Genomic DNA, 23,465 nt, shown 5'->3' with positions numbered 1-23,465 from the left:
ATGATAGCGTATTACGATATTCGGGCTTTCTTTTTGCCCGGAGAAAAGAGCAAAGGAGATTTTATGCAGAAGTGGAATGCTAGTTTGTGCACAGCAGGGGAAGAACCCAAGCACTTTGAACGGAAAGGAAGACATTCTGTATTGCAAAGGACAAAAAAAGGAATCCTTGCACTGGGAATTGCAGTATTTGCTTTTTCTTCCGTACCTTCTCTGTCCGCCCTGGCGGCACCTTCGGAGCAAGATGATATTTTGGTTTTCAGTGAAGACGGAGGGATGGTTTCTGAGGAAGAACAGACAGTTGAAATAGTTGTAGAGGATAATTTAAAAGGAGACAGCCGCGCCAAAGGACAGCAGGTTGTAGACTATGCTTCGCAGTTTATCGGACGTCCATACCGATATGGCGGTTTGAGTCTTCTTCACGGGTCGGACTGTTCCGGCTTTTTAGTAGGCGTATTCGGGCATTTCGGGGTTTCCCTTCCGCATTCTTCCGGAGCAATTCGTTCCGTTGGTACGAGTGTAGGCTCTTTGGAAAATGCGCTTCCCGGTGATATATTGGCTTATTCCGGTCATGTCGGCATTTACCTCGGGGAAGGAAGAATGCTTTCCGCACTGAATTCTCGTTCCGGTGTGACGATTGAGTCGGCTACCTATAAACCGATTAAATCAATCAGGAGATTGTTTTAAATTATTTTTTTAAAATATAGGGCAAATAATTTATACTAATTCGCTTTTTGCCGATACAGTATATATACTGAGTAAGTATCCCTTCGGGGTAAGTGTGTGAGATATAAAGAGAAGAAGTGAGCTTGCTTATGTTCTTCTATGTGACAAGAGGCTTCGGTATCCTGAAAACATTGGGATGCCGAAGTTTTTTGTTATAGGCCTATCTTTCTATGTGGGACTTATTGTTTCATAAAGCATATTTTGTCCTATAGCTCTATTTTGCGGCCTCGAAAGCTTCTTTTTATTCGCTAAGTCCTTACTCTTTTCTGAATATCTCTTACGGTTCTTCCCCCGCTATTGCCATTTTTCTTTTTCGCCGATAGTCTTAGAGGAATAAGAAGTGGAGGAGTAGGAATAAAATGGTTTTTCAAAAAGCGAATGAGCGGTTTTGCACAAGAATGCCCATAAAAATAACGAAGCTTTGTTTTACATCTATTTGCATGATTATGCTGAGCTGTCTTTCGCCAAGTTGTGCATTTGCCGTTGGACCGGGAGATTTAATCGGAAAGACGGAACCTGCGGTGAGTACGGATGTTGTGGAAAATACGGTAACGGATGAATATGCCGGGTGGTACGGCTATACCAATCAGGACGGTTCCGATTTTCTATATTTGGAGAAGGGAACGGAGGTTTCCAGGTTTCAAAATGAGAACGGTCCCATAGACTGGAATGCGGCAAAGAAGGACGGACTCGACTTTGTTATGATTCGGCTTGCCTACGGGACAAAGGAGGATGCTTATTTTGATGCGAACGTAAAAGGGGCGCAGAAGGCCGGTATCAAAGTCGGCGTTTATCTTTGTTCGACCGCAAAAAATATGAACGATGCGATGGCGGAAGCCGATTTGACCTTAAAAAAATAAAACCCTATAAACTGGAGTATCCGGTTGCTTATGACCTGGAAGTGGCATCCATGCTGTCTGAGGGATTGAGTAAGGACGATTTGACGGATATGATCAATGCATATTGCAAGAAGGTGGAGGACGCAGGTTTTATTCCTATGGTCTATGCAAACCGTACCTGGCTTACAAAATACATGAATCTGTCCAAGATTTCTTATGACGTTTGGTTTGCGGCTTATCCGGAAAATCGGGTCTATGTACCGGTAGGAGGGAGTAAGACGACGATCTGGCAGTCCAGTGAAAAGGGTGTGGTAAAGGGAATCAAAGGACAGGTCACCACTGAATTTTCCTGGAAGGTATATGGGGGAGGAAACCCTTCCCAGAAAAATGCGGGAAAAAGAAGTAGCGGGTCGAATTCCGTGTCCACTTCTTCAGGCACTTCACAAAAGACATCCGGAAATACGGAGAAAACTTCTACTACGGGAAGCGGAAACGGTGTTGATGGTACAGTTGTTTCCGGTGAGGGACCCGGAAAGGAAGCGGCAAGTATAGAAAACGGCTGGGTACAGACTGTGCCCGGACAATGGAAATACATGGAAAACGGTAAGGCGACTACCGGTTGGAAACAGGTAAACGGCCTGTGGTATTTTATGGATGCACGGGGAATCATGCAGACTGGATGGTTATTCCAAAATAATCTTTGGTATTATCTGAAGGATTCCGGCGCAATGGCAGTGAATTGGCAGAATGTTAACGGAAAATGGTACTGGTTAAATCAGGACGGAGCCATGAGAACAGGATGGAAATTCATTAACAATCTGTGGTATTATATGGAAGAATCCGGTGCAATGCTGGAAAATACAAGCCGTACAATTAACGGGGTGGAATACCGCTTCGATGCAAACGGAGCATGGATGCCGTAAGGCGTTTCAAAAATATAAAAAAACAGAAACATAAGGAGAATTATGATGAAGAAAAGAATCATCTTGGTTACCGCACTTTTATCGGGAATCTTTGCGCTTCCTGCTTTTGCGGAGCAATTGGTAGGAAGGGTGCAGGTGGACATCAGCCCCAATGAGGATTTAGAGCTGGAAGCCGGTGCAACGTATTCCAAGCCGGATGCAAGAGCGATGGATAGCGGATACGAGGTCAGCAGTTTCTCTGTGGACGGAAAGTACAATACTCCCAAAAAACCCTATACCTATACGATAACCGTGAAGGCGGACGAGGGACAATTCTTTGATTCTTCTACCGTGGTGGAGGTACGCGGCGCGTATGAAATGGCGGTAACCGAGAAGGGAAAGAATACGATTAAAATAAAGGCAAATGCTTACCCCTACTATGTTTTGAAGGAACCGACAAACTTTAGTTCTGATGAAAAATCCTATACCTGGGAAAAGGTTAATTATGCAACAGGCTATGATGTCCTGGTATTCTACAATACAGCAAACGGAGATGAAAAAATTGTAAAAAAGCACAGCAATTCTCCCAAGTTCAATTTTTCTTCTTATACCCAAAGCGGAAAAGAGTTCGATCATATCGCGGTTCGTGCCGTATATGATAAAAGGGATGATATGGCACAGTATTTTGCGGATTCCCTGTATGTGGATTCTTCAGGAAGCGTAGAAGATCCGGACGGAGATAGCGGAGAGTATTTCTTTAATTTGATTACGTTAAAGGCTACCGGTATCTCAAAGGGAAGCTTCAAAGAATACAGTGCAAAAAAGAAGAAAAAAACCAAGGCTGAGCGGGAGAAGGATAATAAGAAGAGAGCTTCCGAGAAGTATAATGGACAGCAAAATCAGGAAAATCCCGATGCAAACGGCCCCGGAGAGGCAGCTTCAGGCTGGCGTCAGAACGGTGCGGATTGGTACTATGAAGCAAACGGAAGATTGGCCAAAGGCTGGACCAAAGTGAAAGATTATTGGTTCTATTTTGATGAGCAGGGAAAGATGCTTTCCGGTTGGCAGAAGATAGGGGAGCACTGGTACTATATGAACGGTGACGGCGTAATGCTTTCCGGCTGGCAGGAAGTAGGCGGAAAATGGTATTACTTTGATACGGAAGGCGGAGCTGCGGGACAGATGGCGACATCCTGGCGACAGCTGAATGACCGGTGGTACTATCTGGATATCCAAAACGGCGAAATGAAGACCGGTTGGGAAAATATCGGAGAGAAGTGGTATTTCTTCAATGTGAGTGATGCTGACATCCCTGTAGGAGCCATGGAACAGAATACGGTAAAAGACGGTTTTTCCATTGGGGCAGACGGAGTAAGACAGTAAGAAAGACGTAAAGGAGTATAAATGAATAAAAGATTTGGAAGCCTGGCACTTGCTGTGGGAATGAGTTTTCTTTTGGCATTACCCACATTTGCTGAGGAAAGCAGCACGGGAACCATCTATGGAAACGCAAACACGGAGGCAAGTTTAAGTCAAGATAAGACCAGTGGAGGCAATGCTCCCATCTATGTTCGGAATGGAGAGGCAACCCCTACCTATACCGATTCCACAATCGGCCTCGGCGGTGCCAAGATTACTATGATTAAGGGCAATGAAAGCGGACAACAAATCAGTATTGTGATTGAAAGCAATGAAGGACAATTAATTGTTGTGGATGGCGGCTTAAAGACCAATGCACCCTATTTATCCAAGTATATTAAGGCAAGGGGAGGAAAGGTTAGCGCATGGCTCCTTACGCATCCGCATGAGGATCATGTCGGAGCACTTTCCGTTATTTTGGAACAGCAGAAGGTGGCCGGGCATCCGGATTATTATAATATTGATCCGGGACAGATTTATTTCAGCTTTGCGCCATACTCCTTTTATGAGCAGTATGAGCAGAGCTACAGATTACCGATGATTAAGGAAGTAATGGATGATCTTGCTGCTTATCCTGCGGAGAAGAAGCACGAGAATTCCGAGAGGGGTACAACATTTTCTTATGGAAATGTATCCGTGGAGATTTTAAATACAGCTTATTCCATCCCGATTGATACCGGAAATAACAGTTCTATTTGCTACATGATTACGATAAACGGAAAGAAGCTCTTGATTACCGGGGATCTTCCTTATGAGGCGGCGGGAAAGCTTTTGGAGGAATTGCCGGCGGAGAAGCTGAAAGCGGATATTGTGCAAATGGCTCATCACGGTCAGCACGGCGGAAGCTTTGCCTTCTATAGCACAGTTAATCCGCGGTATGCTCTCTGGCCCAGTTCTAAAGAACTTTGGGATAAACGAAAGGAACCGTTTACGGAGGATCAGGAAACGTATACGATTGCTTTAACCAAGTTCTGGATGAATAAGCTCGGTGTGGAGAAGAACTTTGTTATGGCGGATGGAAACTGGGTATTGGAATAATCCGGTACAGTGTGATTTCCCCATTGCATTTTCAGAAAAAGACCGATATACTGATTCAAAACTCGCCCGGTGATAAGGCCATTTGGCAGTTATCAACAAGGCATTCGGGAATGGTAATGCTTTTCGAAAGGAAGAATGTATGGAACAGTGGAATATAGAAAATCTTAAAGATAGAGCCAGAAGATTTACGGAAGAGGCGAAAAGTTTGAGCTCCGATTTTCAGTATGCTCTTAGGACAAGAGATAAGCATAAAGAAGAAAAAAAGACAACGGAAACGATTTGCATTGTACTAGCGGTTATCAGCGGGATTATTCTTTTTTGTGGATTGGCTTATTGCGTGTATCGCTTCTTGGCTCCCAATCACTCGGATGAGTATGATGAGTATGATGATTACGATGAGGATTCCGAGGATTTTTCGGAAGAAGAGTAAAAGAGAAGGTAGGACAGATATAGGAGGCAGAAATGCCTCCTTTTCTTCATCCATAACGAGAATGGTACGGAAAGCGCAGGAGTTCTTGTTATAGATTGTTCATCTATCTGTTTTTGTTGTAGAATGGGCTACGTGAATCAACCGCAAAGGAAGGAATAGTAAGGGAGAGTATAGGTGAAAATGGCAATGGAATGGTGTAAAAATGAAGAATATTGCGGAGGCTGCTTTTACCAGAAGATTTCCTATGAAGAGGAACTGAAGAAAAAAGAAGAGGAAATAAGAAGTCTGTTTATGCCGATAGTATTAGGAGAGCTTCCCTTTGAGGGAATCTTATCCTCGCCTCAAAAAGAAGCTTACCGGAATAAGATGGAATTTTCTTTCGGCGATCAGGAAAAGGATGGCCCTCTTTGTCTGGGACTTCACCAAAAAAGAAGCTTTTTTAATATTTTAAATATGGATGACTGTAGACTCCCCAGCCCGGATATGGGAAAAATTCTTACCGTGAGCAGAAATTATTTTCGGGAAAAGGGTATTTCTTATTTTCACAAGAAGAGACATGAGGGCTATCTACGTCATCTTCTGATTAGAAGGGCGGAAAAAACAGGAGAAATCCTGGTTTCCCTCATTCATGCTTCGTGGAATCCGGAAAGTGTACAGACTGAGGAGTTTCTTCTTACAGGATGGTGCGAAAGCCTCTTGGAATTGGAAAAAGAAGGCAGCTTGGAAGGGCATTTTGCGGGAATTTTGCATACGAAAAATGACAGTCCGGCGGATGCGGTGGTAAACCAAGGCACGGAGATTCTCTACGGAAAAGATTTCTTTTACGAAGAACTTTTGGGCTTGCGTTTTAAAATAACACCCTTTTCTTTTTTCAGACCAATAGTCTTGGAGCTGAAAAATTGTATGAAAAAATTCGAGAGTATGCAAATCTTTCGGACTCTGCAAAAGATAAACCGATTATCTTTGATCTCTATTCCGGAACCGGAACGATTACCCAGCTCATGAGTAAAGTGGCTCGGGATGCTTACGGGGTAGAAATCATCGAAGAAGCAGTCGAATCCGCGAAGGAAAATGCGAAAGACAACGGCATTACGAACTGTCATTTTATCGCCGGAGATGTGCTGAAGGTATTGGAAGAGAGTGCAAAGCGGGAGGAAACGAAAGGGGAAAACCCGGAAAAAGAGGATGCTAATGGAGCGCGGAACTGCAATGGAGAGCGGAACTTGGAGACAACTGTTCTTCCGCATCCCGACTTTATTATCGTAGACCCGCCAAGAGACGGGATGCATAGGAAGGCGTTGGATTTAATTATTCGTTACGGAGTAGAGAGACTCATTTATGTGGCATGTAAGCCCAAGAGTTTAGCAAGGGATCTGGAGGCACTTCAGGCAGCAGGATACAGGGTAAAGAAGCTTTGTGCGGTGGATTTATTCCCGAGAACTAATAACTGCGAGTGTGTGTGCCTCTTAGAGAAAGAAGGAATCAGGTAAATGGAAGAGAATAGAAACGAAGAGAATAGAAATGAAGAGAAGAAAGCAGCAGGACAAAATATACAAACTATAGAAGAAAAGACGGAAGATGCGTCTTCCGGAGAAAAGAAAGTACAGGAGCAGCAGCCCTCTAAAAGGTCTTATAAAAGAAGGCGGGAGAGCATAATTCATAAGATTATCCCCCTTGTTTTATTCATTTCCATGTTGGTTTTCGGCGGATTGTTTCTGCGAGACTTTTTAGAGTATAAAGCGGCAGATGACGAATATGCCGCTTTGGAAGAACACATTGTTGTCCAGCCGGAGACGGTAGAGCAGAAGGAAGAAAAAAAGAAAGAGGAGGGCTCCGCGGAAGAGAAGGGAAGTGAACCGGAGACCGAGGCACCGGAGCCTGTTGACATTGCACATCCCAAATTTCAGATTAATTATGATACTTTAGCGAAGATTAACGGAGATTTTACTGCCGTTATCTATGTGCCTGCAATCGGTATAAGTTATCCGGTTGTGCGCAGCAAGGATAATGAAGATTATTTGCACCGAACATTTGAAGGAAAGGCAAACTTTGCCGGCTCCATATTTTTGGATGCCAATGCAAAGGGAAGCTATGACAATAAAAATACCTTTATCTTTGGCCACAATATGAAAAATGGGTCCATGTTCGGAAAGCTGAAGAATTTTTTGAAGGATCCGAGTCTTGCGGATTCGAATCCTTATGTTTTCCTCTGTAAACCGGATGGAATTTATCGCTATCGCATTTATTCTTATTATTTAACAACCACGGAGAGTGACATTTACGCGGACTTTGAAGGAGATAGCGGATACGATCGTTATGTGCAATTGACAAGCAAACTTTCATCCTATAGAAATTATCCGAAAGGGGCGATTGACTTTTCTACACGTCCGAATCTGATTACGCTTTCAACCTGTTCAGGTCCATCAGGAGGAAACCAGCGTTTTATTGTGCAGGCAGCCTTTGAGGAGCTTTATCCAAATTCTTGATTTTCTGTTCTGCTATAGTTTATTCCTATAACAGGACATATAGAACAGCGATTAGACAGGATTCAAAAAAATGGCTATAATCCCAAAATATTCATAATCTTTCCGGGGTACTCCCGAAAAGGATGAATATGGAGGGATTTTTAATGCATAACGAGCGTCGTACATAAAGTGCGCAATTGGAAGCCGGAGGAGAAAGTTATGGGGATTATTGAATTAAAGAATATCGTAAAAACCTTCCCTTCGGAGAAGGTCGGTGAGGGCGTTCATGCGGTGAGAGATGTCAGCTTGACGATTGAAGAGGGAGATATTTTCGGGATTATCGGCTATTCCGGTGCAGGAAAGTCTACCTTGGTTCGTTGCATTAATCTCTTAGAAAAACCGACAAGCGGAGAGGTTATCGTAGAGGGGAAAAACATTACTGCGTATTCGGAAGTAGAGCTTAGAGCTGTACGGCGGAGAATGGGGATGATTTTCCAACATTTTAACCTTTTAAATTCTGCAAATGTTTTTGAGAATATTGCTGCACCGCTCAAAAATCAGGGTAGAATTTCCGGAAAAGAAATCAGGGAAAGAGTCGAGGAAATGCTTCGTTTAACGGGACTGGAAGATAAAGCAAGAGCTTATCCTTCACAGCTTTCGGGTGGACAGAAGCAAAGAGTGGCTATAGCAAGAGCCTTGGTAGGAAGACCCAGGATTCTTCTATGCGATGAGGCGACTTCCGCGTTGGATCCGAATACCACAACGCAGATTATTGAATTGCTCCGTTCTTTACAAGAAAAGCTGAAGCTTACAGTAGTGATGATTACCCACCAAATGGAAGTGGTGAAGAGCATTTGCAATAAGGTTGCGGTGATGGAGGAGGGAAAGGTTATCGAGGAAGGAAGTCTTGTAGAGGTATTTTCCGAACCGAAGTCCAGCATCACGAAGGAGTTCCGTGAGAAAACGCTTTACCGGAAGGAAGCGATTGCCCTTGCGGAAAAGAACAAGAGAAATCTCTATGAACTTACCTTTATTGGAGAGAAAGCCAATGATCCGGCTATCATGGATTTGGTTCGAAACTACCCCGTAGAGGTGTCTATCCTGTTCGGTAATATCGAAATTCTTTCAGGTGTACCTTTTGGAACCCTTACGATAGATATGAAGGGAGAAGGGAAAGATATTCTGGATGCGGTGGCATACTTAAAGAGTAGAGAGATTAAGGTGGAAGAGCTTGGAGGACATAAGATAGAGGGAAAGAGAGAGGAGGACAAAATATGGAATGGCTAAACAGTATGTTTCCGAATGTAGCAAAGCTTTGGCCCTATATTGTGAAATCCTTGAATGAGACGCTCATCATGGTCAGTATTTCCGGCGTGTTTGCGGCAGTGCTGGGTGTTCCCTTGGGAATCGTCCTTGCAGTGACAAAGAAGGGAGAACTTTTATCCTTCCCGCCGCTCTATTCCATTCTTTCCAAGATTGTGAATACGGTGCGTTCCATCCCGTTCGTCATCTTGATTGCATCCATTCCCTGGCTTGTTCGTGCCATTGTAGGGACGACAATAGGAATGAAGGGAGCCATTGTTCCTCTGATTATTGCCTGCATACCCTTTATGGCGAAGCAGACGGAGCTTGCGCTCCAAAGCATTGACAAGGGAGTGATTGAGGCATACCGAGCAATGGGATTTTCGGAAATTGCCATCATTTTCAAGGTTATGCTAAAGGAAGGTTTTTCCGCCATCATTCAGGCGGTGACCATTATGCTGGTCGGTCTTATCAGTTATTCGGCGGTAGCCGGATCGGTAGGCGGCGGCGGACTCGGAGACTTTGCCATCCGTTACGGCTATGGGCAAAATAAGACCGATGTCATGTTTCTGACGATAGTCATCATGCTTGTCATGGTGTTCTTCGTACAATGGGTGGGAGACAGCTTAAGTAAGCTGGTAAGCCATCGATAAAAGTACTATATACAGTTTTGTTTAGAGGAGAGAGGATTATGAAAAAAAGAATTTTAGCATTAGGACTTACCGTAGCACTTGCTGCAGCTTCCTTAGCGGCATGCGGCGGTGCAAGCACAAAGACTACAGAGAAGAAAGCGGAGGCAGGTACAGAGCAGGGCAGTGAGAAGGCAACAGAAGCTGCAAAAGAAGAGAAGGCGGATGCCGGGGAGCTTCGTACCTACAAGCTCGGTGTAAACGGTTCCGACCACGAGGAGTGGGAAAAGGCAAATGAGCTGCTTGCAAAAGACAATATTAAGCTCGAGATGGTAGAGTTCAGCGATTATGTTAAACCGAATGAGGCTTTAGAGGACGGAGAAATTGATTTAAATGCTTTCCAGACAGAGATTTATTTCAATAACTTTGTGAAGGAGAGAGGCTATACCGATTTGGGAATTCTTGCTTATACGCAGGTTGCTCCGATGGGCATTTACTCTTCCAAGTATAAGAGCCTGGACGAGGCAACAGGTCACTTAATCATTGCTATTCCGAACGATGTAACCAATGGAGGAAGAGCACTTAAGTTCCTCGAGAAGAACGGCTTCCTGACCTTGAAGAAGGAAGCGGGATTGACTCCGACCGTAATGGATATCGAAAAGTATAACAAGGATGTGGAAATTGTGGAAATGGTAGCAACCCAGATTCCGGCTTCTCTTCCTGACTTATCTTTTGCCTGCATTAACAACGGTGTAGCGAAGGATGCGGGATTAACCCTTAAGAACGATGCCATCGTTTATGAGGATTACAAAGAGCCGGATATGAAGAACTACTGGAACATCATTGCGGCAAAGAAGGATCGTATCGAGAGCGAAGACTTCCAGAAGATTAAGAAGGCTTACAATTCCGACGAAGTTAAGCAGGTTGTTTTAGAGCACTACGACGGACAGTCCATCCCGGTTTGGGACTAATTTGTATAGGGTATAGAGGGGTCGATGAACCTAAGGAGGAGCCTTGCTCCTCCTATTTTTAAAAGAAGAAACGGAGGAAAAGAATATGGGAAAGAAAGGAATAGAAGAAGCGCAGCTTTCGGATAGAGAAGAAAGAATTGTAAAGAAGGTAGAAAAAGAGGGAAAGCTTTTTCAGAATCTGGCGCTGGCCATTCATAAAAAGCCGGAAGTCAGTAACTATGAGTTTTTTGCATCGGAAGAGCTGTCAAAGACACTTTCCTCCTTCGGCTTTTTTGTGGAGATGCCTGCAGCAGGACATAGGACAGGATTTGCGGCAAGCTATAAGAGTAAGAAAAAAGGGCCGGTTGTAGTGTTCCTTGCGGAATATGATGCCTTAGAAGGGCTGGGACACGGCTGCGGACACAATCTTTTCGGTACAACTGCCTCCCTTTCCGCTGTAGCCTTAAAGGAAGTGATTGATGAAGTGGGTGGTGAAATCCGTGTTTATGGGACACCGGGAGAAGAAGGCGGTGAGGAAGGCTCTGCAAAGGGCTCCTTCGTGAGAGAGGGCTATTTTAAGGATGTTGATTTTGCACTTTGTGCCCATCCTGCGGATGAGCACAAGAGGACAGGAAGAAACTTAGGCTGTGTGCCGGTGGACATCGAGTTTTGGGGAAAATCCGCTCATGCGGCAGGAGAGCCGGAAGAGGGAATCAATGCTTTGGATGCACTCATTCAGACCTATAATTCCATCAATGCCTTAAGACAGCATTTGACCGATGATACACGAATTCACGGAGTCATTCTTTCCGGCGGCTCTGCCCCGAATGTTGTACCGGACTATGCCCATGCGAAGTTTTATCTCCGAACCAGTGCAAAGCCGTCTCTCGAAGCTTTATATAAGAAGGTGGAAAATGTTGTGGTCGGATCCGCCCTTTCCATGGGAGCGAAGGGAAGGATGAAGGCTTATCAAAACTGGGTGGAAAATATCGTGCCGACGCCCTCCTTTGACGATTTATATGAAAAGCATTTGAATCGCTTTGGAGAACAGTTTACCCCCTGTGATTGGAAGGCATTGCAGATGGGCTCTTCCGATGTGGGAAATGTTTCCCAAGTAGTGCCGACCATCCAACCGAGCATTTGCATCAGCAAAAAGAAAATTCCGGCACACAGCCCGGAATTTGTGAAAGCCTCCTGCTCGAATCTTGGCCTCGCCTCTATTTTACTTGGTGCCAAGGTCTTGGCATTTACGGCTCTTGAGCTTCTGGAAGAGCCGGAAACCTTGAAGAAAATCAAGGCGGAACACAAGGAACAGGTAAAGAGACAGCTGGAGTTTTAGGAATATTAGACTTTTATCTAAAAACACTGTACAGCCCCGATGAACAGGGGAGTACAGTGTTTTTTGTTAATGGACTTTAGCCGGTATCAGAACTGACATTTGAAAAATGTCAGCTTTGATTAAAGAGTTTGGGTGAAGTCAGAGAGATATCCTCTATGATGAATAGGCAAGTAAGGCAATCCGTTTCTCTTCGGCTCATCGGATGTAGTATTTTTATTTTCATTCATAACGAGTATCGTGCGCAAAGCTTACGATATCTCGTTTAAATTAACTGAAACTCTTTCAAGAGAGATTTTCTATAGGATTTATCTTCTGAAGCTTTGGCAAGATCGTCAATACGACCTTCTTTAACTAGTATACCCATCAGTTTAGCCATGATATCTTCGCTTTTTTCAAGTCCTTCCGCTAGACCCTTAGCCATTCCTTTAGCCATTCCTTCCTCTGTTCCTTCTTTTTTCCATTGTCTCTTTAAACGATCATAGTATGTAGTCATGGCTTTTTCGTCTCCTTTCTCTAAGTTCTCTGCAATTTTTAGCCTACTCACTCTTTTAGCCAGTATTTTTGAATGCATTTTTTGAGGATCTGCGGTATAAAAATCTTCTATTAATTTTCCTAAGTCGTTGCTGCTACTTTTACTGGTATTGAGATAGATAATATTTGTTTGGTCGGGAAAATCTGCTCCGGATTCTTTTATGATTCTGGAAATGTGATAGATTTGTTTATCCCCTTTCAAAATATCTCGACCACAAATAAATATAACATAGCTTTCCGGTAAATAATCAAAAGATTTTCCTTTTTTTGAAATATTCATATCTATAAGTCCGGAATGATAGCGCGCTCGTTTTGGGCTGGCACCTAGAGAGTCATTTTGCAGTTCAATATTGTAAATAGTGCCCTCTTTATCTGTACAAAGACAATCAAGGACCAAAGAGCGTCCTTCCAAATTCTTTAAATCGCTTTGAATACTTTGGCTTTTCACCTTGAGTTCCGGTTTTTCCAAAATGGTTTGGAGAATAAATTCCGTGCATTTTACATCCTTTAAAACGACGCGCATAAAAATATCATCCATAAGAATGAGTTCGGCTAAGAACTTTCGCTTTAAATCTTGTTCTGTGGAGAATTTTAAATTGATACTCTTTTTTGACATAGAAAAGCTCCCTCAAGAAGGACAGAATGAGAATGAAGATAGAGAAAATAGAATATTGCAGAGCTATAGAATTCTTGGTGCCCATTATACCAAGGATAATTGCAATCTCCTATACTCCATATTCGGATATGGTTTTGTACGAAGGGTTGAGGAACGACGGAAAAAACAATGAAGAGGCTCTTTGCTTCTTCTTGTTTGAATTGTAAAAAGTGCTATAATTATTTCAAATAAAAACAAAATAATAATGAAAAATGCATAAAAAACAATGAGTATGCAACTAAATTAATAGGGTTGGTTTTACTGAAACAGAGAACAGGAATTTGTAGAATTATGCGGAGCGGTTTAGAACTTTGGGCGAAAAAGAAAGAGAAGGATGGCATTTTTTACTGGCTGTCTTTAAAGCGGCATCTGGAAGATACAAGGGAAATCATGGGGCTTCTATGGGAGCACTGGCTTTCAGAGGGACAGAGAGTCTATATTACTAAATCTATGAAGGTCGAAGAGGATGAAGCTAAGTCTTTGGCCATGTTTGTTGGAGCAATACATGATATCGGAAAGGCTACCCCGGCCTTTCAGATTCAAAGAGGATTTCAAAATTCTGAGGACTTGGATTTTCTTTTACTGGAGAAATTGGAGCGTAAAGGTTTTTCCGGAATCAAAGACCTGGAACTAACAGACCGAGGAAAAACGCCGCATGCCTATGCTGGAGAAGTGATTTGCCGTTTAGCGGGTATGAACCGAGGAATTGCTTCTATCATAGGAGCTCATCATGGAATTCCTATGAAGGAAAACTATAATCTTACATCTTTTATTGAGGCTTATACTGCCAACTTTTATCAGGAAGAAAAAGAAGATTCTCAAATATGCAAAAAATGGAAAGATACTCAGGAGAACTTACTTTCTTGGGCTTTAGAGAGTTGCGGTTATAAAAAAGTAGAGGAACTTCCGGTATGTCCCAAACCGACACAGCTCTTACTTTCCGGACTTTTAATTATGGCGGACTGGATAGCCAGTAATGAGGAATATTTTCCTTTATTTTCTTTACAGAATGAAGTTGATCATGAGTTGGATGATGCTACAGTAAATCAAGAAGATAGGAAGAAAGAAGGAACACAAATAAGTGAGAGGGTGGAATCGGCCTGGCTAAAATGGACGCAGAATCAAACATGGGAAGCGAAGCAGCTTTTTGATGCGAATCAGTCTTATCAGAATTCCTTTCACTTTATGCCTAGAGACTTTCAAGAAAAAGTTTTTACAGAGATTGCCGGGGCTGAGGACATCGGCTTAGTGATTCTTGAGGCGCCCATGGGCTGCGGAAAAACAGAGGCGGCTTTAATGACTGCGGAACAATTAGCGGGAAAGCAGCAATGTGCCGGAGTTTTCTTTGGACTGCCTACTCAAGCCAGTTCCAACGGCATTTTTCCGAGAGTGGAGTCCTGGGTAGATTCCCTTGGGCAAGAAAATCAAGAGAAATTATCTCTTCGCCTATCTCATGGAAAGGCGGCTTTAAATGAAGAGTTTCAAACATTGTCCAGAAACTGTAGTGAGGGAATAGATCCGGACGGAGAAAAACGAAGTATGTGTATGTAAATGAATGGTTTTCCGGGAGAAAGAAGGCCATGCTGGATGATTTTATAGTAGGAACTGTAGATCATTTACTCCTTATGGCTTTAAAACAAAAACATCTTATGCTTCGGCATTTGGGATTTAGTAAAAAGGTTGTCATCATTGATGAAGTGCACGCCTACGATGCCTATATGGGGCAGTACCTCTACATGGTTTTACAATGGCTTGGAGCCTATAAAGTGCCAACCATTATCTTATCCGCGACCTTACCCATAGAACGAAGAAAAGACCTGATGAAGTATTACTTGAAAGGTAGAGGGATTAAAGAGAAGGACATAGGAAATTTTGATTTCCTTAAGGCAGAAAGCTATCCCTTACTTACCTTTAGCAAAGGAAGTGAGGTTGAATCTTTTTCAGACTTTCAAGAAGAGAAAGAAAAAAAGGTTACGCTTTATCAGCTGGACGAAGAGAATTTAGTAGATACCGTAAAGAGTCTTGGTAAGAATGGAGCGGTCATAGGCATTATTGTAAATACGGTTGGGAGGGCGCAGAGAATCACAAAAGATTTATTAGAAGCTTTTCCGGAGGAAGAAGTCCATCTTTTACATTCTCGATTTATCGACACGGATCGCATAAAAAAAGAAGAGGAATTACTCAAAAAAATCGGGAAAAATGCAGAGAGACCTAAGCGTTTTATCGTAGTGGGAACCCAGGTGATAGAGCAGTCCCTAGACATTGATTTTGATTTAATGATTAGTGATTTATGTCCTGTGGATCTGTTAATCCAAAGAATAGGTCGACTTCATAGGCATAAGATAGAAAGGCCTAAGGAACATAGTGAAGCAAGACTCTATCTTATGGGAATAAGTGAGAGCTTTGACTTTGAAAAAGGATCAAGAAGGGTTTATGGAGATTATTTACTTATTAAAACCCAATGTGCTTTAGGGAAAAGCATTTCCATCCCAAGAGATATTTCACCACTGGTGCAGGAAGTGTATGGAGAATGGAATCCATCTTTAGCACCTGACCTTCGGAAGAAATATGAGGAGAGTAAAGAGAAACAAAATGAAACCTTAGACAAGCAAAAAAGAAAAGCTGAAGGATTTCGATTAGATAAGCCTAAATTGGAGTGCTCAGATGAGATTAGTTTAAATGGATTATTGGATAATACGTATATAGATTCAGAAGAACTTTGTCAGGCTAAGGTTCGAGATATCGGTTCTTCTATAGAAGTGATAGCGGTAAAAAAATATGGAGCGGGATATGGACTTTTTCAAGAGCAGAAGGACATTTCAGAAGAGCTTTCTAAAGCGTCAATTGCAAGAAAACTGGCATGTCAAACTTTAAGACTAGGAGAAAGTATTATTCATATGGAAAAGGACAAAGAAGATAACAAGGAAGAGGATCTCATTCGTTATTTAGAAGATTATAACAGACGGGAACTTCCGGAGTGGCAGAACGAAGCGTGGCTAAAGGGAAGTTTAGGATTGATCTTTGATGAGAACAATGACTTTCCCTTAAAAAATATTGTTTTACATTACGATGAAAAATTTGGCTTGCAGTGGCATAAGAAGGAGGTGTAAAGCTTGAGCCGATTTAATTTGTTAGAAGAAAACTGGATTCGAGTTTTGGAAGAAGGGGAAATGAAAGAAGTATCCCTCATTACCCTTTTTGAAAATGCGGAAAAGTATCGGTGCTTGGCAGGGGAGATGGCGACGCAGGATTTTGCAATGCTGCGATTCATATTAGCGGTATTGCATACCGTGTTCTCCCGGGTGAATGCGGATGGAGAAGCCTATGAGTTTTTAGAAATTGACGAGAAATTCCGACAAAAGGAGGCTGTTTCCGAGGATGATGAAGAGGAATACAATGATGCCCTTATGGAAACGTGGAAGACACTGTGGCAAAGAGGAAAATTCCCATCAGTAGTTAGGGAATATTTGGAGGCTTGGAAAGAGCATTTTTACCTGCTGGATGAGAAATATCCTTTTTATCAGGTGACCAAGGAAGAGATTGATTCACTACCTAGAAATTATCAAAACCTAGGACCTATCTTAGGAAAACAGTTTAATAGAACCATTTCGGAGAGCAATAATAAGGTTGCTTTATTTTCGCCTAAACTAGAAGAAGGCAAAAGTAAAATGCTGGAAAGTGAGCTTGCTCGATGGCTAATTATGCTACAAGGTTATTTTGGGAACTTTGATAAAGTGAAATTTTGCCAAGAATATACCCCTTCTATAGGCTGGTTATATGAGTTAGGAGGGATTTATCTAAGAGGACAGAATTTATTTGAAACGCTCATGATGAATTTTAAAATTACAGTTGAACAAGTTGGAGAAGAGATACCACGGCAAAGTCCATGTTGGGAGAATTCTGGAGTAGAAAATATAAAAAGAGCTTTTCATGGAGTGGAGGATAATCTTGCTGCACTATATACAAATTGGAGCAGAGCGATGCTGGTGAATCCCGAATTGAATTTTTTTGAAGATATTTTAGTTGAAGTTGTTAAGCTTCCAAAACTAGATTATTCGATTATGGAAATAGAGCCTATGACTTTGTGGGAATACGACATGAAAGGAGATAATAAATATAATTTTGTTCCTAAATGTCATGAACCTAATCAAGCACTATGGAGGTCATATGGTTCTATTGCTATCCCTGACGAGATTATCCAAATTGGCAAAGAGCCTGGAATAATAACCTGGCTGAATAAGATAAGGCCGTATTTTTATAGTCATAAGCTCATGATATCTGCAGTAGGGATTCAGGATGATGGAATTGATGCATCAAGGATGATGGTAAATGAAATTAATGATGATTTAGCATTACATGAAATAGTCCTTTTTGAAAAAGGGGTAGAAGGATGGGTAGCTAGAATAAAAGGAATAGTAGACGAGACTAAGGAAATTATTAGCACTAAATATAGGAAATATTTAAAGGATATAGCAGAGCTTAGAAGGAAGAAAAGCTATGAAGGAGGTAACAATAAGAAAAAAATTGAAGATAAAAACCTTACAATTTATCTTGAGGATAATCTGAAACAAATTTACTTTGAGATTGATAAGCCGTTTAGAAATTGGCTTATCGGAATAGAGATTTCTAGCAAAAAAGAAGAAAAAGCTAAGGAATGGAAGGACTTCCTAATACGATTTATTAAAGAGCATGCATTTCAAAAAATAAAAGAAGCCGATGCAAGAGATATACAAGGAACTTATATTGAAGATGGTAAAATTATAATAAATATTTTTACTATCTATGAATCTTTTTGCCATGAATTAAAAAAGTATGAAATATGAAATAGGAGGAGCTATGGATGAAGAAAGAAAATCAGTAGATGCGGTGATGAGAAAGATCATTGGAGAAATTGAGCCTATCAAAACTCTTGGAAGTGGAAAAGCCTTACTGGCAGGAATTAGAGATTCAATAGGAAAAGAACTGACTAATGCTCCTCAGGTTTGGCCCTTACTTTTTGAAAATCTCCCGGAGGAATATCTTGGGGATAAAGCGAGGATAACAGCAGAGGAAAATGCGATTTATCTTAGTTTGCAGATTTATGCTTTAATGCAGCAGGGCGCCTCAAAGTCGGAAAGAGGAGAGGTGAAATCTACTCGAAATATCGGAGAAAGCTTGCGGATTCTTCGAGGAGATGAAAGTAAGGCAAAAGCGATGGATGAGCGCTTTAATACCATGGTTACAGCCGGAAGTTTTGAGGAGTTAGCTCATTATCTTAGACAAATGGTGAAAATTTTAAAGGCAAATATAGACACTCCTTCTGTGGACTATCCTAAATTGGCAAAGGATTTATTCTGGATGCAAAAAGGTAAGCAGGACAATATTCTGATGGATTGGGCAAGAGCCTATTATCAAACATTTCAAAAAAGTACTGTAGAAAAGGAGAACACAAATGAGTAAAGAAAAGCTATTTTTAGACATCCATGTTATTCAAACCCTTCCACCCTCTAATATCAATAGAGATGATACCGGTAGTCCTAAGACGGCGGTTTATGGTGGAGTAAGAAGAGCAAGAGTTAGTTCACAGTCTTGGAAGAAAGCAATGCGAGATTACTTTAAAGAAAATGGAAACTTTTCTAATGTGGGAGTGCGTAGCTTGGATGTAGTAAGTTTTCTTGCAGAAAAAATCAGAGAACTTAAGCCGGAGATTTCTCTGGAAGATGCAATCCAGAGATCTGTAAAAGTCTTTAATGAAGCTGGAATTAAAACAACGAAAAATAATAGAGTAAAAGCTTTATTTTTCTTAGGAAAAGAACAGGCTGAAAATTTGGCTAAAAAAGCAGTTGAAAAAAAATACAATAAAGAAGAACTTCGGAAGGTATTTAAAGAGAAAGCGGCTATTGACATTGCTTTATTTGGCCGAATGTTAGCAAATGATAAGGAGCTAAGTGAGAATGCATCTTCTCAAATTGCCCATGCTATTTCTACCCATGGAGTACAGACGGAGTTTGACTATTTCACTGCATTAGATGATTTATCAAAGGATGCCAAGCCCGGTGCAGCAATGATAGATACTATTGAATACAATTCTTCAACCTTATACCGATATGGCAATGTGGCATTGCATGAGTTTTTTCACCAATTAAATGAAAACAAAAGTCAAACCATTGAAGCAACAAAGCTATTTGTGGAAGCCTTCTTAAATTCTCTTCCTACAGGAAAGATGAATAGCTTTGCAAACCAGACGGTACCCTCTTCCGTTGTAATATCCTTAAGGAAAGATCGCCCCGTAAGTTTTGTTAGTGCTTTTGAGACAGCGGTTAAAACAAAATTATCGCAAGAAGGCTATGTAGATGAGTCCATAGAAGCTATGTTTAAAGAGTATAAGAACGTGCAACGATTTGTAGAAAAACCGGAAATTTCTTTTTACCTAAACTTATCTGAGGGGCATTCCTTAGAGGGAGCGAAAGAGGAACTTAGCTTGTCTAATTTGTTAAATGATTTAGGAGCAGAATTAAAGAACCGTTTATAAGGAGAAGAGGATGAAGACTATTTTGCTGAAATTTACAGGCCCCCTTCAGTCCTACGGAACATCTTCTCATTTTGAGACTCGTTATACCGATTATTATCCATCTAAAAGTGCAGTGATAGGGCTATTGGCAGCATGTTTAGGCTATAGACGAGATGAGGCAGAGAATTTAAGAGAGCTATCCAAACTGAAATTTGCAGTACGGATAGACCAGGATGGAACTTTATTGAGAGATTACCATATTGCCAGATCCTATAATGAAAAGGGCGTTGAGTCCAAAACGTATGTAACAAACCGTTATTACTTGGAGGATGCTCTATTTGTTGTTGCTCTTTCCGGTATGGACGAATTGATAGATACTCTTATAGAGGCTATCAAAACCCCTTATTTTCAGCCTTTTATGGGGAGACGATCCTTGCCTGTTCCTGTGGATTTTTTCTTAGGAGTAAGTACAGAAGATATTCTGGATAGCCTTAGAAACTTGCCTTGGCAGGCTGCCCCTTGGTATAAAAAAAGAAAGAAAAACAAGGTATTGGAGAGAAGATATCTCTGGAAGTCTATGCGGATGAGGAGATAGTAGAAGAAGAGAAAATTACCAGGTCGAAACTCAGAAGGGATATTCCTATTTCTTTTTCGCGGAAGGGAAGGCAGTTTGCCTTTAGGCAGGAAGCTTGTATATCTATCGAAGTTTTAAGCGGAATAGAAAAAGGCTTAGGAACGGAAGATATAGAACATGACGTTTTTTCAACATTGGAGGAGGCATAATGTATCTTTCAAGAGTGGAAATTGATAAAGAGAACCGGAGAAAAATCCGAGACTTGACCCATTTGGGAGCATATCATAGTTGGGTGGAAGATTCCTTTGTAGGACAAATTTCTATGTTGGAACGCTCAAGAAAACTATGGAGAATTGATAGCATTCAGGGGAGACAATATTTGCTTATTTTAAGCGAAGAAAAGCCTTCTTTAAAGGCTTTAGAAAAGTATGGTGTGGATGGTAGTGGGGAAACAAAATCCTACGATTCTTTTTTGGCGAGTATTCAAGAAGGGAAAAAGTACCGTTTTCGCACCACTTTAAACCCGGTTGTAGCGAAGCCTATTGAAGGAGAGAAACGCGGAAAGCCTGTACCCCTCCTCACCATTGAAAACCAGAGTCGTTTTCTCTTAGATAGGGCGGAAAAAAATGGATTTTCTTTGAATTCATCAGACTTTGTGATTAAGGAAAGAAAGTTTGAAACGCTGAAAAAGAAAGGAATGAGGGATACACCTATTTCTCAAGTAATCTATGAAGGAATTCTAACCGTTATTGATGCTGAGCAATTTAGAAAGGCATTATGTGATGGTATTGGAAAGAAAAAGGCTTATGGTTGTGGTTTATTAACTGTGATACCGGTATAAAAATATGAATAAGAATCGTGATGCATATGTAAAGAAAGTAGAATTAAATGAACTTCCCAGAATTGGGGATCGTGTCAGTTTTATTTATGTAGAGCATGCTAAAATTCACCGCCAAGATTCTTCTATTACTGTTGCAGACCAGCATGGTATTGTTCGTGTACCGGTTTCTATGATCGGCATTTTTATGCTGGGACCGGGAACGGATATCTCTCATAGAGCAATGGAACTTTTGGGGGATACAGGTACCAGTGTCCTATGGACAGGAGAAAGAGGAGTGAGACAATACGCCCACGGAAGGGCTTTGTCTCATTCCTCTCGTTTCTTGGAAAAACAAGCTGATTTGGTGAGTAATACACGAAGCAGATTACAGATTGCCAGAAAAATGTATCAAATGCGTTTTGCAGGAGAAGATGTTTCGAAATTAACCATGCAGCAGCTTCGAGGTAGAGAAGGTGCCAGAATTAGAACAGTTTATCGAAATATGTCCAAGGAATATCATGTGGCATGGGATAAAAGGGATTATGATCCGGAAGATTTTTTTGATGCAACGCCTATAAATCAAGCATTATCGGTTGCCAATGTTGCGTTATACGGATTGGCTTACAGTGTGATTGTTGCCTTGGGACTTTCTCCGGGATTGGGATTTGTGCATACAGGACATGACTTGTCCTTTGTATATGATATTGCCGATTTGTATAAGGCTTGGACTTCGATTCCGGTAGCCTTTCAGACAGTTTCAGAATGTTTGGAAGAAGAGAATCTTCCACGAGAAGTTCGTAAAAAAATGAGAGATATTTTTACAGAGACGAAGCTATTGGAACGAATGGTTAAGGATATTCAAAATTTGCTGGAGGTAGAAGAAGATCAATTCTTTGAAGTTGACAGTATTAATTTATGGGATGATAAGGAAAGGCTTGTTTCTTACGGTGTAAATTATAGTGAGGATTCATCATGCCGATGACAGTGATTACTTTATCCAAGGTCAGCAACTCTCTTAAGGGAGATTTATCTAAGTGGATGCAAGAAATTGCTACCGGAGTTTATATTGGAAATTTTAATTCGAAAATAAGAGATAAACTGTGGGAACGAATTCAAGATGCTGTGGGAAGCGGAGAAGCAACGATATCTTACCCCATGAGAAATGAACTTGGATATACTTTCAATACCTTAAATACTAGGAGAGAAATTTATAATAGTGATGGAATACCGTTGATTTGTTTTCCCTTGGAAACAGAACCGGAAGGAGATGATGAAGGAATAAAGGAAGGCTTTAGTAATGCCAGCAAATACTATAAAGCCAGAAAATTTGCGAATAACCATAGTGGCGAAAAGAAAGAGTGCTATGCTTTTCTGGATTTGGAAACAGATGGTTTGAAGGAACAGTACAATAGTATTATCGAAATAGGGGCAGTAAAAGTAATGCAGGACTCCGGTATTTTAGGATACCATTCTTTGCTGGAATATGAGGGAGAGCTACCAAATGAAATTACAGGATTAACAGGTATTACTACAGACCTTTTAAAAAGGGAAGGCAGAAAAGTTGAGATTGTATTGAAAGAGATATTGGATTTTTTAGAAGGGGCAATTATTGTCGGATATAATATTGCCTTTGACCTTCGTTTCTTGAATGCTATTTTACAAAAAATGGCATGGAAAAGTTACATAATCCTTCTATGGATTTAATGAGGATTATAAAAAAGAAAAGCCATTTCAGAAAAACTATAAGCTGGAAACTTCGCTACAAAGCTATGGGATACAAAAAGAGCAGTTGCATAGAGCCTTGGAAGATGCTAGATTGACTTATGAATTGGCAACAAAAGTGAATGGATTTTGTCAACATCTGCTGTAAGGCTCTTTATTTTAGGGGATCTTTAAGTATTTGTCCCGCGTATGCGGGGGTGATCCCAGGGAAAAAGCCTAAGTCCTTTGTAGGATTCAATTTGTCCCGCGTATGCGGGGGTGATCCCCTTTGATAGATATTTCGTCTATCACAAAATTCATTTGTCCCGCGTATGCGGGGGTGATCCTGTCCTTGTGCTCTTTGGTGTTTCCGCTTACCCATTTGTCCCGCGTATGCGGGGGTGATCCTCCTTATCCGCTTTATGTACTCTGATTGCTTTGATTTGTCCCGCGTATGCGGGGGTGATCCCTTCCCTGCCCCTTCTGATTTAAGTAATCCACAATTTGTCCCGCGTATGCGGGGGTGATCCCGCCAAAGAAAGGAGAAGTGAAAGAATGAAAGAATTTGTCCCGCGTATGCGGGGGTGATCCTACGGTGAGCGCAACAAGGCTTATCAATGATGCATTTGTCCCGCGTATGCGGGGGTGATCCCGCAAT

The 23,465-nt window shown here is 41.4% G+C and carries 21 protein-coding genes, 1 pseudogene and 1 CRISPR repeat array (1 of these 23 running past the window's edge); of the genes and pseudogenes, 21 read left to right on the top strand and 1 reads right to left on the bottom strand.

What is annotated here, in order from left to right; all coding sequences use genetic code 11:
• Positions 1–63 precede the first annotated feature (63 nt).
• The 12 genes and pseudogenes from HMPREF9124_RS09835 to HMPREF9124_RS09785 all read left to right on the top strand — a co-directional run bounded on the left by HMPREF9124_RS09835 (position 64) and on the right by HMPREF9124_RS09785 (position 12,036).
• Positions 64–684 (top strand): C40 family peptidase, encoded by a 621-nt coding sequence (locus HMPREF9124_RS09835; RefSeq protein WP_036597830.1) that lies wholly within the window; start codon positions 64–66, stop codon positions 682–684.
• A 398-nt stretch (positions 685–1,082) separates the two neighbouring features.
• The gene (locus HMPREF9124_RS12515; protein ID WP_009428827.1) at positions 1,083–1,583 is read left to right on the top strand and encodes a GH25 family lysozyme; all 501 of its coding nucleotides are present in this window, start codon (positions 1,083–1,085) and stop codon (positions 1,581–1,583) included.
• Positions 1,520–2,485, top strand: a complete 966-nt coding sequence (locus tag HMPREF9124_RS12510; RefSeq protein WP_255348633.1) for a GH25 family lysozyme — start codon at positions 1,520–1,522, stop codon at positions 2,483–2,485. The genes HMPREF9124_RS12515 and HMPREF9124_RS12510 overlap by 64 nt, the downstream gene beginning before the upstream one ends.
• A 42-nt stretch (positions 2,486–2,527) precedes the next feature.
• Positions 2,528–3,847, top strand: coding sequence for an N-acetylmuramoyl-L-alanine amidase family protein (locus tag HMPREF9124_RS09825; protein WP_009427811.1), 1,320 nt, complete (start codon positions 2,528–2,530; stop codon positions 3,845–3,847).
• A gap of 21 nt (positions 3,848–3,868) precedes the next feature.
• Positions 3,869–4,921: a ComEC/Rec2 family competence protein gene (locus HMPREF9124_RS09820; RefSeq protein WP_009428302.1), complete on the top strand. Its 1,053-nt coding sequence runs from the start codon at positions 3,869–3,871 to the stop codon at positions 4,919–4,921.
• Between the two features lie 139 nt (positions 4,922–5,060).
• The gene (locus HMPREF9124_RS09815; protein WP_009428405.1) at positions 5,061–5,351 is read left to right on the top strand and encodes a hypothetical protein; all 291 of its coding nucleotides are present in this window, start codon (positions 5,061–5,063) and stop codon (positions 5,349–5,351) included.
• A 186-nt stretch (positions 5,352–5,537) separates the two neighbouring features.
• Positions 5,538–6,841, top strand: a pseudogene (locus tag HMPREF9124_RS12890) (class I SAM-dependent RNA methyltransferase).
• Positions 6,842–7,837: a class B sortase gene (locus tag HMPREF9124_RS09805; protein ID WP_009428615.1), complete on the top strand. Its 996-nt coding sequence runs from the start codon at positions 6,842–6,844 to the stop codon at positions 7,835–7,837.
• A 198-nt stretch (positions 7,838–8,035) separates the two neighbouring features.
• Positions 8,036–9,103 carry a methionine ABC transporter ATP-binding protein gene (locus HMPREF9124_RS09800; RefSeq protein WP_009428701.1) on the top strand — a complete coding sequence of 356 codons (1,068 nt, stop codon included), beginning with the start codon at positions 8,036–8,038 and terminating at the stop codon, positions 9,101–9,103.
• On the top strand, positions 9,091–9,771 hold the full coding sequence (locus HMPREF9124_RS09795; RefSeq protein ID WP_009428350.1) for a methionine ABC transporter permease: 681 nt from the start codon (positions 9,091–9,093) through the stop codon (positions 9,769–9,771). The genes HMPREF9124_RS09800 and HMPREF9124_RS09795 overlap by 13 nt, the downstream gene beginning before the upstream one ends.
• A gap of 38 nt (positions 9,772–9,809) precedes the next feature.
• Positions 9,810–10,718: a MetQ/NlpA family ABC transporter substrate-binding protein gene (locus tag HMPREF9124_RS09790; RefSeq protein WP_009428246.1), complete on the top strand. Its 909-nt coding sequence runs from the start codon at positions 9,810–9,812 to the stop codon at positions 10,716–10,718.
• An 85-nt stretch (positions 10,719–10,803) separates the two neighbouring features.
• Positions 10,804–12,036: a M20 family metallopeptidase gene (locus HMPREF9124_RS09785; RefSeq protein ID WP_330367738.1), complete on the top strand. Its 1,233-nt coding sequence runs from the start codon at positions 10,804–10,806 to the stop codon at positions 12,034–12,036.
• 262 nt (positions 12,037–12,298) lie between these two features.
• Here HMPREF9124_RS09785 and HMPREF9124_RS09780 read toward each other — a convergent pair whose 3' ends face one another.
• Complete coding sequence (locus tag HMPREF9124_RS09780) at positions 12,299–13,183, bottom strand: PD-(D/E)XK nuclease family transposase (RefSeq protein ID WP_009429223.1); 885 nt, start codon at positions 13,181–13,183, stop codon at positions 12,299–12,301.
• A gap of 330 nt (positions 13,184–13,513) precedes the next feature.
• Here HMPREF9124_RS09780 and HMPREF9124_RS12410 point away from each other — a divergent pair, with 330 nt between their 5' ends.
• The 9 genes from HMPREF9124_RS12410 to cas2e all read left to right on the top strand — a co-directional run bounded on the left by HMPREF9124_RS12410 (position 13,514) and on the right by cas2e (position 22,810).
• Positions 13,514–14,773 carry a CRISPR-associated endonuclease Cas3'' gene (locus HMPREF9124_RS12410; RefSeq protein ID WP_009429625.1) on the top strand — a complete coding sequence of 420 codons (1,260 nt, stop codon included), beginning with the start codon at positions 13,514–13,516 and terminating at the stop codon, positions 14,771–14,773.
• Entirely contained in the window at positions 14,764–16,332 is a 1,569-nt protein-coding gene (cas3, locus tag HMPREF9124_RS12405; RefSeq protein WP_009427775.1) for a CRISPR-associated helicase Cas3', read from the top strand. Before HMPREF9124_RS12410 ends, cas3 begins: the two co-directional genes overlap by 10 nt.
• Positions 16,333–16,335: 3 nt before the next feature.
• On the top strand, positions 16,336–18,045 hold the full coding sequence (locus HMPREF9124_RS09765; protein ID WP_009428278.1) for a type I-E CRISPR-associated protein Cse1/CasA: 1,710 nt from the start codon (positions 16,336–16,338) through the stop codon (positions 18,043–18,045).
• 13 nt (positions 18,046–18,058) lie between these two features.
• On the top strand, positions 18,059–18,661 hold the full coding sequence (gene casB / locus HMPREF9124_RS09760; protein WP_009429506.1) for a type I-E CRISPR-associated protein Cse2/CasB: 603 nt from the start codon (positions 18,059–18,061) through the stop codon (positions 18,659–18,661).
• Positions 18,654–19,733 carry a type I-E CRISPR-associated protein Cas7/Cse4/CasC gene (cas7e, locus tag HMPREF9124_RS09755; RefSeq protein WP_009429036.1) on the top strand — a complete coding sequence of 360 codons (1,080 nt, stop codon included), beginning with the start codon at positions 18,654–18,656 and terminating at the stop codon, positions 19,731–19,733. Before casB ends, cas7e begins: the two co-directional genes overlap by 8 nt.
• A 10-nt stretch (positions 19,734–19,743) precedes the next feature.
• The gene (gene cas5e, locus HMPREF9124_RS09750) at positions 19,744–20,307 is read left to right on the top strand and encodes a type I-E CRISPR-associated protein Cas5/CasD (RefSeq protein ID WP_009429844.1); all 564 of its coding nucleotides are present in this window, start codon (positions 19,744–19,746) and stop codon (positions 20,305–20,307) included.
• 187 nt (positions 20,308–20,494) lie between these two features.
• Positions 20,495–21,127, top strand: coding sequence for a type I-E CRISPR-associated protein Cas6/Cse3/CasE (cas6e, locus tag HMPREF9124_RS09745; RefSeq protein WP_009427694.1), 633 nt, complete (start codon positions 20,495–20,497; stop codon positions 21,125–21,127).
• Between the two features lie 4 nt (positions 21,128–21,131).
• Positions 21,132–22,088 (top strand): type I-E CRISPR-associated endonuclease Cas1e, encoded by a 957-nt coding sequence (cas1e, locus tag HMPREF9124_RS09740; protein ID WP_009428504.1) that lies wholly within the window; start codon positions 21,132–21,134, stop codon positions 22,086–22,088.
• Entirely contained in the window at positions 22,085–22,810 is a 726-nt protein-coding gene (gene cas2e / locus HMPREF9124_RS09735; RefSeq protein WP_009428698.1) for a type I-E CRISPR-associated endoribonuclease Cas2e, read from the top strand. The genes cas1e and cas2e overlap by 4 nt, the downstream gene beginning before the upstream one ends.
• A gap of 194 nt (positions 22,811–23,004) precedes the next feature.
• A CRISPR array of direct repeats spans positions 23,005–23,465; the repeat unit is 28 nt; unit sequence ATTTGTCCCGCGTATGCGGGGGTGATCC (it continues 543 nt past the right edge of the window).

The sequence above is a fragment of the Oribacterium sp. oral taxon 108 str. F0425 genome, from assembly GCF_000214455.1.
Lineage (GTDB): Bacteria > Bacillota > Clostridia > Lachnospirales > Lachnospiraceae > Oribacterium > Oribacterium asaccharolyticum.
This window is presented reverse-complemented; position numbering and strand designations above follow the sequence as displayed.